Source organism: Pseudomonas fluorescens (assembly GCF_001648775.1).
Lineage (GTDB): Bacteria > Pseudomonadota > Gammaproteobacteria > Pseudomonadales > Pseudomonadaceae > Aquipseudomonas > Aquipseudomonas fluorescens_M.
Genome location: NZ_LVEJ01000029.1, coordinates 61,714 through 77,945, shown reverse-complemented (window position 1 = coordinate 77,945; position 16,232 = coordinate 61,714). Strand labels below are relative to the sequence as shown.

At 59.6% G+C, this 16,232-nt stretch carries 18 protein-coding genes, 1 pseudogene and 1 riboswitch; of the genes and pseudogenes, 9 read left to right on the top strand and 10 right to left on the bottom strand.

Going from position 1 to position 16,232, the window contains the following annotated elements:
- Positions 1–21: 21 nt before the first annotated feature.
- Positions 22–146: riboswitch (yybP-ykoY riboswitch) on the top strand.
- A gap of 88 nt (positions 147–234) precedes the next feature.
- Complete coding sequence (locus tag A8O26_RS25700) at positions 235–819, top strand: TMEM165/GDT1 family protein (RefSeq protein ID WP_007912813.1); 585 nt, start codon at positions 235–237, stop codon at positions 817–819.
- 124 nt (positions 820–943) lie between these two features.
- Here A8O26_RS25700 and A8O26_RS25695 read toward each other — a convergent pair whose 3' ends face one another.
- The gene (locus A8O26_RS25695; RefSeq protein WP_064120472.1) at positions 944–1,762 is read right to left on the bottom strand and encodes a M48 family metallopeptidase; all 819 of its coding nucleotides are present in this window, start codon (positions 1,760–1,762) and stop codon (positions 944–946) included.
- A 99-nt stretch (positions 1,763–1,861) separates the two neighbouring features.
- Here A8O26_RS25695 and A8O26_RS30720 point away from each other — a divergent pair.
- Together A8O26_RS30720 and A8O26_RS30715 are read left to right on the top strand one after the other, a co-directional pair.
- Positions 1,862–3,310 (top strand): annotated as a pseudogene (locus tag A8O26_RS30720) (HAMP domain-containing protein); the annotation flags it as partial.
- Positions 3,311–3,322: 12 nt separating this feature from the next.
- Positions 3,323–4,165 carry a methyl-accepting chemotaxis protein gene (locus A8O26_RS30715; protein ID WP_437339890.1) on the top strand — a complete coding sequence of 281 codons (843 nt, stop codon included), beginning with the start codon at positions 3,323–3,325 and terminating at the stop codon, positions 4,163–4,165.
- Positions 4,166–4,372: 207 nt separating this feature from the next.
- Here A8O26_RS30715 and A8O26_RS25685 read toward each other — a convergent pair whose 3' ends face one another.
- From A8O26_RS25685 to A8O26_RS25675, 3 genes are read right to left on the bottom strand one after another with little or no spacing between them, the layout of a single operon-like run.
- On the bottom strand, positions 4,373–4,996 hold the full coding sequence (locus tag A8O26_RS25685) for an SOS response-associated peptidase (protein ID WP_064120470.1): 624 nt from the start codon (positions 4,994–4,996) through the stop codon (positions 4,373–4,375).
- A 36-nt stretch (positions 4,997–5,032) separates the two neighbouring features.
- The gene (locus tag A8O26_RS25680; protein ID WP_025109321.1) at positions 5,033–5,293 is read right to left on the bottom strand and encodes a putative signal transducing protein; all 261 of its coding nucleotides are present in this window, start codon (positions 5,291–5,293) and stop codon (positions 5,033–5,035) included.
- A 9-nt stretch (positions 5,294–5,302) separates the two neighbouring features.
- Entirely contained in the window at positions 5,303–5,485 is a 183-nt protein-coding gene (locus A8O26_RS25675; protein ID WP_064120469.1) for a CPXCG motif-containing cysteine-rich protein, read from the bottom strand.
- 142 nt (positions 5,486–5,627) lie between these two features.
- Here A8O26_RS25675 and A8O26_RS25670 point away from each other — a divergent pair, with 142 nt between their 5' ends.
- Positions 5,628–6,791 carry a 1-acyl-sn-glycerol-3-phosphate acyltransferase gene (locus A8O26_RS25670; protein ID WP_172828210.1) on the top strand — a complete coding sequence of 388 codons (1,164 nt, stop codon included), beginning with the start codon at positions 5,628–5,630 and terminating at the stop codon, positions 6,789–6,791.
- 59 nt (positions 6,792–6,850) lie between these two features.
- On the opposite strand, the gene A8O26_RS25665 is transcribed toward A8O26_RS25670, so the two are convergent.
- Positions 6,851–7,129: a hypothetical protein gene (locus tag A8O26_RS25665; protein ID WP_064120467.1), complete on the bottom strand. Its 279-nt coding sequence runs from the start codon at positions 7,127–7,129 to the stop codon at positions 6,851–6,853.
- Between the two features lie 193 nt (positions 7,130–7,322).
- Here A8O26_RS25665 and A8O26_RS29585 point away from each other — a divergent pair, with 193 nt between their 5' ends.
- Positions 7,323–7,529 (top strand): hypothetical protein, encoded by a 207-nt coding sequence (locus A8O26_RS29585; protein ID WP_008083982.1) that lies wholly within the window; start codon positions 7,323–7,325, stop codon positions 7,527–7,529.
- Positions 7,530–8,136: 607 nt separating this feature from the next.
- Here the strand turns inward: A8O26_RS29585 and A8O26_RS25655 are convergent.
- The gene (locus A8O26_RS25655) at positions 8,137–8,721 is read right to left on the bottom strand and encodes a YajG family lipoprotein (protein ID WP_064120465.1); all 585 of its coding nucleotides are present in this window, start codon (positions 8,719–8,721) and stop codon (positions 8,137–8,139) included.
- A 204-nt stretch (positions 8,722–8,925) separates the two neighbouring features.
- Between A8O26_RS25655 and A8O26_RS25650 the strand changes: the two genes are divergently transcribed.
- Entirely contained in the window at positions 8,926–9,159 is a 234-nt protein-coding gene (locus A8O26_RS25650; protein ID WP_064120464.1) for a hypothetical protein, read from the top strand.
- A gap of 707 nt (positions 9,160–9,866) precedes the next feature.
- Positions 9,867–11,375 carry a malate dehydrogenase (quinone) gene (mqo, locus tag A8O26_RS25640; RefSeq protein WP_064120463.1) on the top strand — a complete coding sequence of 503 codons (1,509 nt, stop codon included), beginning with the start codon at positions 9,867–9,869 and terminating at the stop codon, positions 11,373–11,375.
- Between the two features lie 67 nt (positions 11,376–11,442).
- Here the strand turns inward: mqo and A8O26_RS25635 are convergent, their stop codons facing one another.
- The 3 genes from A8O26_RS25635 to A8O26_RS25625 form a co-directional block, all read right to left on the bottom strand.
- Positions 11,443–11,730 carry a PA4642 family protein gene (locus A8O26_RS25635; RefSeq protein WP_064120462.1) on the bottom strand — a complete coding sequence of 96 codons (288 nt, stop codon included), beginning with the start codon at positions 11,728–11,730 and terminating at the stop codon, positions 11,443–11,445.
- Between the two features lie 63 nt (positions 11,731–11,793).
- Positions 11,794–12,273: a hypothetical protein gene (locus A8O26_RS25630; protein WP_064120461.1), complete on the bottom strand. Its 480-nt coding sequence runs from the start codon at positions 12,271–12,273 to the stop codon at positions 11,794–11,796.
- Between the two features lie 179 nt (positions 12,274–12,452).
- Positions 12,453–13,010 carry a hypoxanthine-guanine phosphoribosyltransferase gene (locus tag A8O26_RS25625; RefSeq protein WP_007912840.1) on the bottom strand — a complete coding sequence of 186 codons (558 nt, stop codon included), beginning with the start codon at positions 13,008–13,010 and terminating at the stop codon, positions 12,453–12,455.
- 162 nt (positions 13,011–13,172) lie between these two features.
- Between A8O26_RS25625 and upp the strand changes: the two genes are divergently transcribed.
- Both upp and A8O26_RS25615 read left to right on the top strand, forming a co-directional pair.
- On the top strand, positions 13,173–13,811 hold the full coding sequence (upp, locus tag A8O26_RS25620; RefSeq protein ID WP_007912842.1) for a uracil phosphoribosyltransferase: 639 nt from the start codon (positions 13,173–13,175) through the stop codon (positions 13,809–13,811).
- A 2-nt stretch (positions 13,812–13,813) separates the two neighbouring features.
- Complete coding sequence (locus A8O26_RS25615; RefSeq protein ID WP_008086144.1) at positions 13,814–15,088, top strand: uracil-xanthine permease family protein; 1,275 nt, start codon at positions 13,814–13,816, stop codon at positions 15,086–15,088.
- A gap of 106 nt (positions 15,089–15,194) precedes the next feature.
- On the opposite strand, the gene hemH is transcribed toward A8O26_RS25615, so the two are convergent.
- On the bottom strand, positions 15,195–16,220 hold the full coding sequence (hemH, locus tag A8O26_RS25610) for a ferrochelatase (RefSeq protein ID WP_064120460.1): 1,026 nt from the start codon (positions 16,218–16,220) through the stop codon (positions 15,195–15,197).
- Between the last annotated feature and the right edge of the window lie 12 nt (positions 16,221–16,232).

Here is a 16,232-nt window from a genome sequence, read left to right as displayed (position 1 = left end):
TCGGATTTGCCTAGGCAGAATCCGCTCCGTCCTAGGGGAGTAGTCTCCCACGAGCGCCAAGCTCGTCCGGCATACGTCAACATACTTGATCCTCAGATCATGGCGTATGCGACCCAAGCGTCCGCAGCAGACGGATCGCAGGGTTTGACAAGACCTATGACACGCACACCTTACCCGGGGCGGGAAGGCTGTACGTGTCATAGCCGTGTCGACCCGCCCCTTAGGAAAATCCTGATGCTGGACTCGTTACTCGTTCCCACCGCAATCGTTGCCTTGGCCGAAATCGGCGACAAGACGCAACTGCTCGCGCTGATTCTCGCCGCTCGCTTCCGCAAACCCTGGCCGATCATTGCCGGTATTGTCGCCGCGACCCTGGCCAACCACGCAGCAGCCGGTGCGGTAGGCGCCTGGTTCGGCAGTTTCTTCTCGAATGCGACACTGCACTGGATTCTCGCCGCGAGTTTCACGGCCACGGCGCTGTGGACGCTGGTTCCGGACAAAATGGATGACGATGAAACCAGCACCGCACGCAAATTCGGGCCGTTCCTGACCACGCTGATTGCATTCTTCCTGGCGGAAATGGGTGACAAGACCCAGGTCGCCACGGTCATGCTCGCGGCGCAATACCCGGATCTGTGGCTGGTGATTATCGGTACCACGGCGGGCATGTTGATTGCCAACGTACCGGTGGTGCTGGCAGGTAACTTTGCCGCCGACAAATTGCCACTGACCCTGATCCGTCGCCTCGCGGCTTCGGCATTCATGATTCTGGCAATCGTTGCGGTGTACAAAGCAATGCAGAGCAGTGGCTGGGTTTAACCCTGAGAGAAGGATCGTTCCCTCGCTCTGCGTGGGAATGCAGCCGGGGACGCTCTGCGTCCCGCTTGGAACGCCGAGCGTCCCTTGAGGCATTCCCACGCAGAGCGTGGGAATGCTCACCGACTCAGGACTTCGGGGCCTGTTCGTACAGCGGCATAACCTTCGGAATCGCCGCCTGCAACGAGGCAATCCGGCTGGCCGAGGCCGGGTGAGTGCTCATGAACTCCGGCGGTGCACCTTCCGACGCCTTGCTCATCTTGTTCCACAAGGTGATCGCGGCGTTCGGGTTGTAACCGGCACGTGCGGCCAGTTCCAGGCCGATCAAGTCAGCTTCGTTTTCGTTGGCGCGGCTGTTCGGCAAGGTCATGCCGTAGTTGGCCACGGTGTCGGCCAGCGCCAGACTGTCCTGCCCCAGACCGAGCAACGCACCCGCGCCCTGCTTGGCCATTTCAATGCCGTACGCCTTGGACATCGCTTCACGACCGTGCTCGCGCAGGGCGTGGGCGATTTCATGGCCCATGACCGCGGCGATTTCATCGTCGGTCAGTTTCAGGCTGTCGATCAGCCCGGTGTAGAAAATGATCTTGCCGCCAGGCCCGCAGTTGGCGTTGAGCTCGTCGCTCTTGATCAGATTGACTTCCCACTGCCATTGCGCGGCATCCGGACGGAAGTTCGGCGCCTGAGCGATCAGGCGGTTGGCAATCGCCTGTACCCGCTTGGCCTCAGGACTGGTTTTGTCCAGCACACCCTTGCTGGACGCCTCGCCGACGGTCTTCTGATACGACTGGGCATACATCTGGTCGACCTCTTGCGAGGACAGCATGCTGAACATGTACTGCTTGCGCTCCACCCCCACGGCACCGCCGCTGGTGGTGTTGACCGACTGACAACCGGCCAGCAACAGCGCTGCGCTCAGTGCACTTACAACCAAAATCTTGTTCATTCAAAAGCTCCCTGAAAACCTGCGCGTATCCTAGGCGGGTAATTGTATCGACGCCAGATACAACGGACCTGCTGCAGCGACTTTCAGACGTTTCCCACCATGGCTGTCGTAAAAAATTCATACCGGGCGCCCGCCCCCTGCCACTGCGTCGCGCACCGATCCATTTGCGACATTGACGTTCAACTCCACCGGTTCGCACTCATGGCGCAATGCCTGCTGCCGATACATCAGCGCAGACGTCCTCTTGCGTGCGGAGCTCCCATGAAGTTCAAGTCGATCCAGTTTTCCGTTGCCGCCCTGGCCGGCGCCATCGTGCTCAGCGTGGTGGCCGCGCTGGTCCTGTATGCGCTGTTCTCCGGTGCACGCACGCAAGAAATGGTGCAACAGCGCACCCAGGCGCAGTTCGAGCAAGTCATCGAACAACGCCTGACCTCGCTGGCGCAAACCCAGGTCAGCCAGATCCAGCGCGAACTCGAAGCGCCGCTGCTGATTGCCGGCGGCCTGGTGCGGGTCAACGCCCTGCTCGGCACGCCCGGCACCGATGGCCAGCCGCGCCTGAGCGTCAGCCGCGAGCAACTGATCAGCCTGATCAAAGAGAACGTCGAAAAGAACCCGAAGATTCTCGGCACCTACATCGGCTGGGAAAAAAACGCCCTCGACCACAATGACGCGGCCTACGTCGGCACCAGCGTGGTCGGCATCGATGCGGCCAACGGGCGCTTCCTGCCGTGGTGGTTCCGCAACGATGACGGCACCCTCGGCCTCGACAAACTGGTCGACGTCGATGACCAGAAAGTCCTCTCCACCGGCGTGCGCGCCAGCGAGTACTACCTGTGCTCGAAAGAAAACAAAAAATCCTGCGTGATCGATCCGGCGCCGTACAAGGTCGGCGACAAGGTCGTCATGCTCGCCTCCTTCATTGAACCGATCATGCTCAACGGCGCCTTCCAGGGCATTGTCGGCGCCGACTTGTCAGTGAACTTCATTCAGGAAATGCTCCTCGGCGCCAACCAGAAGCTGTACAGCGGCGCCGGGCAAATGGCCCTGATCGGCGGCAATGGCCGGATCGTTGCCTACACCAAGGACCCGAGCAAGTTTGGCGAAAAGGTCAGCGACATCCTCGACGCGGAGCAGATTGCCAACATGGCCAATCTCAAGCGCGGCGAAGTGACCTACTCGGTCAACAAGGACAAGGGCCGCATCGAGCTGTACCTGCCATTCGGTATCGGCCAGACCGACGCACGCTGGACATTGATGCTGCAATTGCCTTTGAACGCCGTTATGGCTGACCTGCAAAAGCTACAGGCCGACCTCGATGCCCAACGCAAATCCGACACCTTCGGCATGGCCATGGTCGGTCTGCTCATCGCCGGCCTCGGCTTGCTGGTGATCTGGCTGGTCGGCCACGGCATCGCCCGACCGCTGAAGCAAATGGTCGCGATGCTCAATGACATTGCTCAAGGTGAAGGTGACCTGACGCGTCGTTTGAGCAGTGATCGCAGCGATGAATTGGGCTCGATCGCCAAGGGCTTCAACACGTTTTTGGCCAAATTGCAGGCGATGATCACGCAGGTGGTGACATCGGTGCAGAGCGTCAGTGATTCCTCGGAACACACCGCTGACATCGCGATTCGCACCAACATCGGTATTCAGAAACAGATGGCCGAGATTGATCAGGTCGCCACGGCGGTGCAGGAAATGACCGCCACCGCGCAGGACGTCGCGCGCAACGCCACGCAGGCTGCGCAAGCGGCCAGCCATGCCGATCAGGCGGCGAGTCAGGGCATGCAGATCGTTCGTGACACCTCGAACTCGATCGGCGTGCTGGCGCTGGAAATCGGCAAGGCTGTCGATGTGGTGCAGACCCTGGCCAAGGACAGCGAGAACATCAACGCGATCCTCACGGCGATTCGCGGGATTGCCGAGCAGACCAACCTGCTGGCGCTGAACGCGGCGATTGAAGCGGCGCGTGCCGGCGAGCAGGGTCGCGGCTTTGCCGTGGTGGCGGATGAAGTGCGCAATCTGGCGCAGAAAACCCAGAAAGCCACCGAAGAAATCCAGAGCATGATTCAGCAACTGCAGCAGGGCACTCGCGATGTGGTGCGGGTCATGGAAGACAGCCAGAACCGCACCGACGAAAGCGTGCAGCATGCGGCGAAAGCGGCGCAGGCGCTGGAGACGATTACTCAAGCCGTGTCGGTGATCAACGACATGAACACGCAGATCGCCAGTGCCGCAGAAGAGCAGAGCGCGGTGGCGGATGACATCAACCGTAACGTGATCAATATCGGGCAAGTGGCCAATGAAGTGGCGGGCGGCGCGGATGAGTCGAGCTCGGCGAGTGCGGATTTGACCAAACTGGCGGAGCAACAGCGGCGGTTGATCAATCAGTTCAAGGTCTGAAAAGCGAAAAGCACCCTCACCCTAACCCTCTCCCAGAGGGAGAGGGGACTGATTGGGGGATATTGACGAAGTACACCGACTTGAACGCTTTTCACCGAATCCATAATCGCCACGATTTTTCAGGTCGATGCATGACGGTAGACAACTCGGTCAGTCCCCTCTCCCTCTGGGAGAGGGTTAGGGTGAGGGGCTTTTGATCTACAGGCTTTAACCCGGGGTCAGGCACTCAGGCCCATTGAGTTTCGGATCATTGATCAGATTCGCCAACACCCTCTCCCGCAACACGGCCGGTTCACTGGCCAGCAACCCCTGCAACACATGCAACGGCGTCTCGGGATCTAGCCACGCCGCCTGCCCCGCCTCATCGAGAATCAACGGCCGCCGCTGACTCGACGCCGGTTGCGTAATCACCGCAGTGCTCAGCCACACCTGCTCCTGCACCGGATACGCCTCCCAGATCGCCGCGAAAAACAGCGAAGCGCCCTCCCCCGGCGTCAGCCAGTACGGGCGTTTGCGCTGGGTCCCGCGCCATTCATAAAAACCGTTGGCCGGCAGCAGGCAGCGGCGCAGACGCAGCGCTTCTCGGAACATCGGTTGTTCCGCCACGGTTTCCGCCCGGGCATGCGCCGGGGTTTTCGACAGATCGGTCAACCACGGCGGCGTCAGCCCCCAACGGGCACGGGCCAGCGTGCGCTCACCGGTTTCACCGGCACGCAGCATCAACACCGAATCATTGGGGGAAATGTTCCACTGCGCCTGCTGATCGGCGGGAAAACCTGGCAGGGCCGCGAAATCGCGGTTCCAGCGAAACAGGGCATAACGTCCACACATGGGGCAACACGACTCTGAAGTAAAACGAAGCTCAGCCTAACAGACCAGCGTTCCGGGGAAGCTCTCCGGTTCATCGCCGGGCAGCGGCAGCGCGGCATTGTACGCGGTGATCAGCTCGCGGGCGTACTCGGCCTGATCGTTATCCACCGACAGCCCGAGCAGGCCGAAGATCGGCAGCTCACCGGTGCCGCCGAGCAAATCGCGGCCCACCAGATGCGCTTCGATGCCCTCGCTGGCGAGCATGCCCTTGAGCATTTCGCCTTCCATCAGGTTTTCCGGCTCGTAGATTCGCTGCATGGGCGCGCCTCACTCGTTTTCGCTGTGGACTTCGAGCATCCATTCATGACCATCGGTTTGCAGCGTGAACGTGATCGGCCTACAGCACACAGGGCAATCCTCTATGTAGGTCTGATCCCCAGCCGACAAATCCAGAACCGCTTCAGCTTGCTCACCACAATACGGACATTCGTAGCGCTCGGTTTCCAGCATCGCGGTCTCCCAAGTGACTTGTGCGTATAATCGCCGGTCTATTTGCAGGGCTATTTTTGTCTGGCTACCTTTTCAGACCGTGCCCCGTTGGTTTTCGATCAAAACCTTTACTTACCCTAGCCGTTTCTAACAAGAGAGCATGATGGGCGAATTCGATGCCATCCGACCTTACGACGACAGCGAAGTACCTGTGGTACTGGCAAGACTGCTCGGCGACAAGGCGTTTCTAGATATCCTCACCCACTTCCGCTTCCCGCGTTTTGCCGGTGCTTTTGGCTGGATGCTCAAACCACTTATAGCCCATCGGCTGCGTCGTGAGTTCGCCGACGTGACGTCGGTGGCGACGTTGCAGGACAAGGTCGAGTCCTACGTCGACCACACCATCGAGCGCGCCACCGACGGCGTGACCTACACCGGTGTCGAGCAATTCAAGTCGGGCAGCGCGTATCTGTTCATCGCCAACCATCGCGATATCGTCATGGACCCGGCCTTCGTCAACTACGCCGTGTACCACGCAGGGCTGCCGACGCCGCGTATCGCGATTGGCGACAACTTGCTGCAAAAGCCGTTTGTCAGCGATCTGATGCGCTTGAACAAGAGCTTTATCGTCCACCGTTCGATCACCGGCCGTCGCGAAAAAATGGCCGCGTATCAACTGTTGTCGGCGTACATCAACCACTCGATCCGCAACGATTGCGCCTCGATCTGGATCGCTCAGGCTGAAGGCCGGGCGAAGGATGGCGATGACCGCACCGAGTCGGCGATCCTCAAGATGTTCCACATGAGCCGCAAGGACGAGCCGTTCAGTGAAGTGATCCAGTCGCTGAACGTCACCCCGGTGTCGATCAGCTACGAATACGATCCGTGCGACCAGGCCAAGGCCCGCGAGCTATACATCCGCGCCACCACCGGCACCTACGCGAAAGCGCCGGGCGAGGATGACGTGAGCATTGCCAAGGGCATCACCGGCTATAAGGGCCGCGTGCACGTGAACTTCGCCGCGCCGATCAGCGAGCGGTTCGAAGACACCAAGCAATTGGCGGTCGAGATGGACAAGCAGATTCTTGGCGGTTACCGGTTATTCCCGGTGCACTATCTGGCGTACGCGCAGTGGGCTGATGCTGATCCACAACTGAATGTGCCGAAGGCTGCCGAGGTGTTCCCGGCCGATGAACTGGCCAAGGCGCAGGAAGAGTGGCAGAGCCGACTGGATGCGTGCCCTGAGGAACATCGTCCGTATCTGGTCCTGCAATATGCGACGCCGGTGCGTAATCAGTACCGCGTGAAGGCTGGTCTGCCGTTGTAAGTGGTTATCAGCAGACGCAAAAACGGCGCCCTCGGGCGCCGTTTTTTATGCCTGGCGCTTTAGAAGCGCGTGCTGATCCAGGAGACGATCAGGGCCAGAGCGAGGCAAGCAAAACCAAATCGATAGAAAAACCGGTTCATGCGCAACGTCGCCCAATCCAGCATCGGCTCGGCATTGGGCTGCGCCTGGCGCTGGGCGGCGATGCTGGCCATCGCGCGCTGTTCACGGCGGCGAGTGGCGTGCAACAGCCAACTGCCGGGAAACGCCAACAGCAGCGCCAGCAGGTTGATCAATTTGGCGGGATGGGCGGTAAACAGCGTCATCAAGTGCAGCGACATCACAGACCTCAATCTAAACCGGTGTGGCAGACGCCAGACCGACGACCGCGGCGCGGATTCTACCGAAACCTCCCTCATCTGCCCCAGCCTTTGCGATAAATAACCTGACAATCGACCGATGGCTGTCCTGTGTCACGGCATCGTCATGTGGATAGGCCACCCTGCGCGCCTCGAAACACACATGGAACGCGACATGCTTCACGCTGAAAACCAGGATCGCCTTTATCTCATTACCCCTTACGACGAACAGCAAAGCCTCGTCGGCAGCCTCGCCTTCAATGTTCAGGATCGCCATTGGCTGGTGTATTGCGCGCTGGGCGGGCATCAGCATGCGGATTTGCCCGAGACGGATTTGCTGACGGGCGTTAGCGTGCTCGACTTTTACTCGCAGGCTGCCTAAAAGCAAAAGCACCCTCACCCTAGCCCTCTCCCGGAGGGAGAGGGGACTGACCGAGGTGTTTATTCGAGGTACATCGACCTGAAATATCCAGCCGAACTCAGATCCTGAAAAGCCCCCGACCGGCTCCCTTCCCCCTCGCCCCCTTTGGGGGAGAGGGGACTGACCGAGTTGTTTGGTCGAGGTACATCGACCTGAAAAACTCGAGGTGAACTCCGGTTCTGAAAAGCCCCCGATCGGCTCCCTTCCCCCTCGCCCCCTTTGGGGGAGAGGGGACTGACCGAGTTGTTTGGTCGAGGTACATCGACCTGAAAAACTCGAGGTGAACTCCGGTTCTGAAAAGCCCCCGACCGGCTCCCTTTCCCCCTCGCCCCCTTGGGGGAGAGGGGACTGACCGAGTTGTTTGGTCGAGGTACATCGACCTGAAAAACTCGAGGTGAACTCCGGTTCTGAAAAGCCCCCGATCGGCTCCCTTCCCCCTCGCCCCCCTGGGGGAGAGGGCTGGGGTGAGGGGGATCGATTTCCCATACGCCACAAGTCCCGAACCTGACACCCACAAAAAAGCCCGGAACCATCACTGGCCCCGGGCTTTTTCACATCAGCCGAAAACTTACTCAGCCAGAACCTGACCCACCGTCGGATCCTTGAACAGACGCGTCAGCGCATCGCTCAATACATCGCTGACCAGTTTGGTGTTGGTTTCCTGGTTCGGCGCCATGCCGAAACGCTGATCCAGCGACGCGCCGTAACGGCCGCTGTAACGGCGGTTGGCGTTTTGCACGTCGGAGCGGAAGGTCGCGCCGATGGTCGCTTCGGTCACGTACATGCCTTCTTTCGGCGACTGGTATTTCAGCTCGACCAGGGTCACGGTCAGCTGTGGAGCATTCGGCGCGTTGTTGGTCGGGGTAAACCCGAGCAGACGCACGGCGGCTTCAGCCTGAGCCTGCAACTTCGGCAGAATCTGCTCGCGCTGCACGGTGATGGCGCTGGTTTCCGGGTACAGACCGCCACGGGTACCGAGGGTTGGCGACGGACGACCGTCAACCACGCGCACCACGACTGGCTGGCCACGACCGACCGCTGGCAGCTGAGTGGTCAGCTTCGGCTCCGGGCTCAGTTGTTGCGGGCTGTGGGCGCAGCCGGCCAGGGTCAAACCGGCCACAGTGATCAAACCGAACAACAGGCGTTGCAACATGCTCTTCTCTCCAGAATCAGGCACAAACAGGCCGGCAGTATAGCGGTGGGCCACTGCGGGTAACCAGCGCCCGGCAGCGAATACTGAAATGTCTGACAAACCCGTGGGAAAGCGGTTCCTGTCACAGATTATTCACCCGGCATACACGTTCACGTCACGGCGTGTTGGCAACCTTGCAATCAGTCCCCCACAAGGTACTCAACCATGCGTTATCTGATCTCGTTGTTCGCGCCACGCCCGCTGCACCGCAGCTTTGCCCTGCTCGACCGTAACGGCCACTGCCAGGCATTCAAGCAGTGCAGCCTGCAACCGATGGGCGACGGTTGGGTGGAAATCGAAGAAATCCGCCTCAACTGGTTACACCAGCCACTGCCCTCCAGCGCCCGCGTCATAGCGTCGCAGCCCCGCGCACGGGTGCAGGCGATGTTGAGCATCTGACCGGATGCCTAATAAAAGTCATTAAACACGAGCAACTGCCCGCATTTCTTCGATACAATCTCCCCCCGATTATAAGGACGTCTCCTGATCGGGCCCCGCAACAGCGTCAATGCGCTTGCATCGACATCAAAATCGCCCACAGAGAGCCGCCCACACAGATCGAGTGAAGTTGGCGCGCTTGCCTGTTCTTCCGGCAAAAACCCGCTTTTCGCGAATCTGCAGAGCTGTCATACGCTCGGCCGCCGCGTTGTTTTTGCCCTTCGGGCACGGTGCCAAGCCTGGACAGCCCTTTTTTGAGGTTCACGTCTTCAAAAGAGCGTGAAAAAAACGGGTTTTCACAACTTCACAAGAGTGTGGCGAGCAAATGAATAGTTTTGCGTCTGAACATGCACCATTAGCGTCTGAAACAGCCCAACGACACAGGACCGGGTATACCTCGAACATCGGAGCCTGAAGCCTGTCCGCTACGGATTTGGTTGCACAAAAACGGATGTCTCGACCATAAGTCGAATTGCCAGCCACGTGCTGAAATGAGTTCATGGAGCTCTTGAAAGCCAGGCCGCATGCATCCGTCGAAGTTGCGAAAAATTGCGAAGATTCGGACATGGCGAACCTGACCACGGATAGCCTGGACACAATTGATCTGTCCCGGAACGCCTGGCAGCCATGCCGACAATTTGGTGCTGCAGATTTTGGAGACGCGTTAAATGGCGCATAACGAAGCAGTCGACGTAGTACTGGTTGGGGCCGGCATCATGAGTGCCACCTTGGCCGTACTGCTCAAAGAGCTCGACCCCGCGATCAAGCTGGAAGTCGTCGAGCTGATGGATTCCGGTGCTGCGGAGAGTTCCAACCCGTGGAACAACGCCGGTACCGGTCACGCTGGCCTGTGCGAGCTGAACTACACGCCGCAAGCCGCCGATGGCACCGTCGACATCAAGAAAGCCGTGCACATCAACACCCAGTTCGAGGTGTCGAAGCAGTTCTGGTCGTACCTGACCAAAAAAGGCACGTTCGGCTCGTGCAAATCCTTCATCAGCCCGGTGCCGCACCTGAGTTTCGTCCAGGGCGACTCAGGCGTGTCCTTCCTCAAGTCGCGCTTCGACGTGCTGCACAAGCATCACGCGTTCTCCGACATGGAGTACACCGAAGACAAGGCCAAGATGGCCGAGTGGATGCCGCTGATGATGCCGGGCCGCTCGCCGGACGAAGTCCTTGCCGCGACCCGCGTGATGAACGGCACCGACGTCAACTTCGGCGCCCTGACCAATCAGTTGCTCAAGCACCTGACCAGCGCGCCGGACGCGCAAGTCAAATACTGCAAGCGCGTCACTGGCCTCAAGCGTAACGGCAGCGGCTGGACCGTCAGCATCAAGGACGTCAACAGCGGCAACACCCGTGAAGTCGATGCCAAATTCGTCTTCCTCGGTGCAGGTGGCGCGGCATTGCCATTGCTGCAGGCCTCGGGCATCGAAGAAAGCAAAGGCTTCGGCGGCTTCCCGATCAGCGGCCAGTGGCTGCGTTGCGACAACCCGGAAGTGGTCAAACAGCATCAGGCCAAGGTGTACAGCCAGGCCGCGGTGGGTTCGCCACCGATGTCGGTGCCGCACCTGGACACCCGCGTGGTCGACGGCAAGAAATCCCTGCTGTTCGGACCTTACGCCGGTTTCACCACCAAGTTCCTCAAGCACGGCTCCTTCATGGACCTGCCGCTGTCGGTTCGCGCCGGCAACATCGGGCCGATGCTGGCCGTGGCGAAAAACAACATGGACCTGACCAAGTACCTGGTCAGCGAAGTGATGCAATCGATGGAACAGCGTCTGGATTCGCTGCGCCGCTTCTACCCTGAAGCGAAAGCCGAAGACTGGCGCCTGGAAGTGGCCGGTCAGCGCGTGCAGATCATCAAGAAAGACCCGAAAAAGGGCGGCATCCTGCAATTCGGTACCGAACTGGTTGCAGCCAAGGACGGTTCCCTCGCCGCCCTGCTCGGTGCTTCGCCAGGCGCGTCGGTGACCGTTTCGATCATGCTGGAATTGATCGAGAAGTGCTTCCCGGCCAAGGCCAAGGGTGAGTGGGCCGGCAAACTGGCCGAGATCTTCCCGGCCCGTGAAAAGGTTCTGGAAACCGATGCTGCGCTGTATCGCAAGATCAACACGCAGAACAACATCGCGCTGGAGCTGGTTGAAGAAAGCAGCGAGACCCCAAGCTACGCTTGATCTTGCCGCATAAAAAACGCCCCGTACTCTGTGAGTGCGGGGCGTTTTTTTATGCTTGGGAAAAGTCTCAGGTGCGGGACTTTTCGATCAGCTCGATGTAGTCCGGGGCGTTGCGCTGATCGGCGATCAGCTCAACGAAGGTCTTGCCCTGCTCGTCCTTGCCATCGACTTCATAACCCGCCGCAACGAAGAAGCCGAGGAAGCGTTCGAAGTCGTCGATGCGCAGACCACGGTAGGCCTTGATCAGTTTGTGCAGCGACGGCGAAGTGGCGTCGACCGGTTCAAAATCGAGGAACAGCTTGATCTGCTCATCGCCGATCTCGTCACCAATCACTTGTTTCTTATCTTTACGCATTGCCGACTCCAGCTCGCAGACATGACACGGGGCGGGCAGTTTACCCCTGCCCGGCGGCCCGGCTCAACGCGAACGCACCGCCCCGGTGTGCAAATCGGCCCAGATGTGGCCATTGGCATAACTGAGGAACTGCACATACACGGTGTCATTGCGCAGCAGATCGATGATCACGCGGTATTGGGCCTGTGGATAAAACAACGTCAGGGTCTTGCTCTTGTCGTCGTAGAGCGGCTTTTTCAGGCTTTTGCTTTCGCCGTCGAAATTGACCAGTACCTGGGTGATGGTCGCGCCTTTGTTCAGGGACTTGCCCTTGAGGCGGATCAGCAGCGGTGAAGTGACCGGGATCGGTTGTTGATTGGACTGACGTTGTGCGCCGACGACCACGGAATAATCGGTGACCTGCATGAGTTGCTGCTGCTCGGGCTCGGCATCGCGCACGGTCAGGTCGTCCGGCGGCAGGAACTGGCTGTGCATGGGCGCAGCGCAAAGGGGCAGGCTGAGGGTCAGCAACAGGGCGGCGAAGCTGCGGATCAAGAGGCGCATGACAGGCTCCGGAGGGCGGGGCCGAGCACTCTAGCATGGGTATCGCGGATGGATCAGCACACACAAAACAACTGTGGGAGCTAGCCTGCTAGCGAAGGCAATTTCACATTCAACACTTATGCTGAATGAAAGATCGCTTTCGCGAGCAGGCTCGCTCCCACATTGGATCGAGGCGCGGATTACATGCCTTTTACGGCAAAGATCCCGTTGGCGTTACGCCAGTAGCCTTTGTAGTCCATGCCGTAACCGAAGATGTAACGGTCGATGCACGGCAGGCCAACGAAATCGGCTTTCAGGTCAGGACGCGCCTTGCGGTCGTGATCCTTGTCGATCAGCACGGCGGTGTGCACTTTGCGCGCGCCGGCGTGTTTGCAGAAGTCGATGATCGCGCCCAGGGTGTGACCTTCATCAAGGATGTCGTCGATGATCAGCACGTCGCGGTCGATGAACGAGACTTCCGGCTTGGCTTTCCAGAACAGGTCGCCGCCGCTGGTTTCGTTGCGATAACGGGTCGCGTGCAGGTAAGACGCTTCCAGCGGGAAGTGCAGATGCGTCAGCAATTTGCCGGAGAAAATCAGCCCGCCGTTCATCACACAGAACACCACCGGGTTGCTGTCGGCCAGTTGTTCGTTGATTTGTGCACCGACGCGGGCAATGGCGGCCTCGACTTCAGATTCGGTGTACAGGCAGTCAGCCTCTCGCATGATTTGACGGATATGCTCGAGATCAGCGGACATGGCGCTCTCCAGGGGTGGCGGAATTGGAAAAGCGGGCAAAGGTACGCATCCATTGAGGCCGAATCAAGCCTTTATGGACTAACGTACAGAATGTCCTATAGGACATCACCCTCGGATAGATTAATCTAGGCCGGTTTTTTTGCCCGCCGCCGGAGTTTTTCCATGCCCATCCTCGAGATCCGCCATCCGCTGATCCGTCATAAACTCGGCCTGATGCGCCGCGCCGATATCAGCACCAAGAACTTCCGTGAGCTTGCTCAGGAAGTCGGCGCCCTGTTGACCTATGAAGCTACAAAAGATTTACCGCTGGAGTCCTACGATATTGCAGGCTGGTGCGGCACCGTGTCGGTCGAGAAAATCGCCGGCAAGAAGATCACCGTCGTGCCGATCCTGCGCGCCGGCATCGGCATGCTCGAAGGCGTGCTGAGCCTGATCCCGGGTGCCAAGGTTTCCGCTGTGGGCGTCGCCCGCAACGAAGAAACCCTGCAAGCGCACACCTATCTGGAAAAACTGGTTCCGGAAATCGACGAACGGTTGGCGATGATCATCGACCCGATGCTCGCCACTGGCAGCTCGATGGTTGCGACCATCGACCTGCTGAAAAAGGCTGGCTGCAAAGACATCCGCGCCATGGTGCTGGTGGCCGCGCCGGAAGGTATCGCAGCAGTCGAAAAAGCTCACCCGGACGTGACCATCTACACCGCGTCCATCGATGAGCGCTTGAACGAGCACGGTTACATCATCCCAGGGCTTGGCGACGCCGGTGACAAGATCTTCGGCACCAAGCAGAAGGACGCGTAACCATGCAGCAAGAGTTCAACGATCCGCTCTGGCGCACGGTGCTGTCCGGCGCCCAGATGCTGTTCGTGGCTTTCGGCGCTTTGGTGCTGATGCCGCTGATCACGGGCCTGGACCCGAACGTGGCACTGTTTACCGCGGGTCTGGGGACGATCCTGTTCCAGATCGTCACCGGGCGTCAGGTGCCGGTGTTTCTCGCGTCGAGCTTCGCTTTCATCACCCCGATCATTCTCGCCAAGGGCCAGTTCGGCCTTGCTGCGACCATGGGCGGCGTGATGGCGGCCGGTTTCGTCTACACCTTCCTCGGCCTTGCCGTGAAGATCAAAGGCACGGGCTTCATCGACCGTTTGCTGCCGCCGGTAGTGATTGGTCCGGTGATCATTTCCATTGGCCTGGCCATGGCGCCGATTGCCGCGAACATGGCGATGGGCAAGGCTGGCGACGGTTCTGAACTGATCCACTACCAGACCGCGATGCTGATCTCGATGCCAGCGCTGCTGACCACGTTGATCGTGGCGGTGTTCGGTAAAGGCATCTTCCGTCTGGTGCCGATCATTTCCGGTGTGCTGGTCGGTTTTGCCATGTCGTTCTATTTCGGCGTGGTCGACACCGCGAAGATTGCCGCCGCGCCCTGGTTTGCAATTCCACATTTCACCGCGCCGGAATTCAATTGGCAGGCGATTCTGTTCATCGTTCCGGTGGCATTGGCCCCGGCGATTGAACACATCGGCGGCGTGATTGCCGTGGGTAGCGTGACCGGTCGTGACTATCTGAAGAAGCCGGGCCTGCATCGCACCCTGCTCGGTGACGGCATTGCCACCACCGCCGCCGGCCTGTTCGGCGGCCCGCCAAACACCACTTACGCCGAAGTGACTGGCGCAGTGATGCTGACCAAAAACTACAACCCGAAAATCATGACCTGGGCGGCGGTCTTCGCCATCACCCTGGCGTTTATCGGCAAGTTCGGCGCGCTGCTGCAAAGCATTCCAGTGCCGGTGATGGGCGGGATTCTGTGCCTGTTGTTCGGCTCGATCGCAGCGGTGGGGATGAACACCCTGATCCGTCACAAGATCGATCTGGGCGAAGCACGCAATCTGGTGATCGTGTCGGTGACGTTAGTGTTCGGGATTGGCGGTGTGCTGGTCGGCACTGGCACCGGTCCAGACGACTTCGGCCTCAAAGGCATCGCGCTGTGCGCGGTGGTGGCGATTGCGCTGAACCTGATCCTGCCGGGCAATGATGGCTGGAAGAACAAGAAGGCGGATGAGCCGCTGATCTAACCTTTAGATCTTTATCGCCTGACAGATAGTATTCGCGAGCAGGCTCGCTCCCACATTGAAATGCATTCAAATGTGGGAGCGAGTCTGCTCGCGAAGCTTTTGGCTTTTAGAGGGCCAGCGGTGCTCGCTCGCAGAGGGTTGCCAAGGCCTGCGCCCATTGCACGTCGTCGTTCAGGCACGGCACCAGCACCAATTCCTCGCCCCCCGCTTCGCGGAACTGTTCCTTGCCGCGATCACCAATCTCTTCCAGCGTTTCGATGCAATCGGCAACAAACGCCGGGCACATTACCAGCAACTTCTTCACGCCGCTTTTACCCAGCTCATCCAGCCGCGCTTCGGTGTACGGCTCGATCCACTTGGCCCGGCCCAGACGCGACTGAAACGACACCGACCATTTGCCATCCGGCAGGCCCATGCGCTCGGCGAACAGCGCTGCTGTGCGCAGGCATTGCGCGCGATAACAGGTCGCCAACACAGCAGGCGAGGCGTTCTTGCAGCAGTCGTCACTCTTGAAGCAATGATTGCCGGTCGGATCGAGCTTGGTCAGATGCCGCTCGGGCAAACCGTGGAAGCTCAACAGCAAGTGATCGTAATCTTGCTGCAGATGCGGTCGGGCACTTTCAACCAGCGCGTCGAGGTATTCCGGCTGATCGTAAAACGGTTGCAGCACCGACAGTTGCACGTCGAGTTTGTTCTGCCGAATCACCCGCCGGGCTTCTTCGATCACCGTGGTCGTGGTGCTGTCGGCGAACTGTGGATACAGCGGCGCCAGCGTAATGCGCGTATGCCCCGCCGCCACCAGCTTGCGCAAACAGGTTTCAATCGACGGCTCGCCGTAACGCATCGCCAGTTCCACCGGGCCGTGGGTCCACTGCGAGGTCATCTGCTGTTGCAGGCGACGACTGAGCACCACCAGCGGTGAACCCTCGTCCCACCAGATCGATGCATAGGCGTGGGCCGATTGCTCCGGGCGCTTGATCAGGATCAGCGACACCAGCAGACGCCGCACCGGCCACGGCAGGTCGATCACGTACGGGTCCATCAGGAATTGATTGAGGTAGCTGCGCACATCGGCCACTGAGGTTGAGGCCGGGGAACCCAGGTTGACCAGAAGCAAGGCGTGATCGGTCATGCAACGTCCTAT

Excerpts from the sequence above, each read along its gene's own strand:
- A8O26_RS25700 (WP_007912813.1), top strand. The coding sequence starts at position 235 with ATGCTGGACTCGTTACTCGTTCCCACCGCAATCGTTGCCTTGGCCGAA.
- A8O26_RS25695 (WP_064120472.1), bottom strand. The coding sequence starts at position 1,762 with ATGAACAAGATTTTGGTTGTAAGTGCACTGAGCGCAGCGCTGTTGCTG.
- A8O26_RS30715 (WP_437339890.1), top strand. The coding sequence starts at position 3,323 with ATGATCACGCAGGTGGTGACATCGGTGCAGAGCGTCAGTGATTCCTCG.
- A8O26_RS25685 (WP_064120470.1), bottom strand. The coding sequence starts at position 4,996 with ATGTGTGGACGTTATGCCCTGTTTCGCTGGAACCGCGATTTCGCGGCC.
- A8O26_RS25680 (WP_025109321.1), bottom strand. The coding sequence starts at position 5,293 with ATGCAGCGAATCTACGAGCCGGAAAACCTGATGGAAGGCGAAATGCTC.
- A8O26_RS25675 (WP_064120469.1), bottom strand. The coding sequence starts at position 5,485 with ATGCTGGAAACCGAGCGCTACGAATGTCCGTATTGTGGTGAGCAAGCT.
- A8O26_RS25670 (WP_172828210.1), top strand. The coding sequence starts at position 5,628 with ATGGGCGAATTCGATGCCATCCGACCTTACGACGACAGCGAAGTACCT.
- A8O26_RS25665 (WP_064120467.1), bottom strand. The coding sequence starts at position 7,129 with ATGTCGCTGCACTTGATGACGCTGTTTACCGCCCATCCCGCCAAATTG.
- A8O26_RS29585 (WP_008083982.1), top strand. The coding sequence starts at position 7,323 with ATGCTTCACGCTGAAAACCAGGATCGCCTTTATCTCATTACCCCTTAC.
- A8O26_RS25655 (WP_064120465.1), bottom strand. The coding sequence starts at position 8,721 with ATGTTGCAACGCCTGTTGTTCGGTTTGATCACTGTGGCCGGTTTGACC.
- A8O26_RS25650 (WP_064120464.1), top strand. The coding sequence starts at position 8,926 with ATGCGTTATCTGATCTCGTTGTTCGCGCCACGCCCGCTGCACCGCAGC.
- mqo (WP_064120463.1), top strand. The coding sequence starts at position 9,867 with ATGGCGCATAACGAAGCAGTCGACGTAGTACTGGTTGGGGCCGGCATC.
- A8O26_RS25635 (WP_064120462.1), bottom strand. The coding sequence starts at position 11,730 with ATGCGTAAAGATAAGAAACAAGTGATTGGTGACGAGATCGGCGATGAG.
- A8O26_RS25630 (WP_064120461.1), bottom strand. The coding sequence starts at position 12,273 with ATGCGCCTCTTGATCCGCAGCTTCGCCGCCCTGTTGCTGACCCTCAGC.
- A8O26_RS25625 (WP_007912840.1), bottom strand. The coding sequence starts at position 13,010 with ATGTCCGCTGATCTCGAGCATATCCGTCAAATCATGCGAGAGGCTGAC.
- upp (WP_007912842.1), top strand. The coding sequence starts at position 13,173 with ATGCCCATCCTCGAGATCCGCCATCCGCTGATCCGTCATAAACTCGGC.
- A8O26_RS25615 (WP_008086144.1), top strand. The coding sequence starts at position 13,814 with ATGCAGCAAGAGTTCAACGATCCGCTCTGGCGCACGGTGCTGTCCGGC.
- hemH (WP_064120460.1), bottom strand. The coding sequence starts at position 16,220 with ATGACCGATCACGCCTTGCTTCTGGTCAACCTGGGTTCCCCGGCCTCA.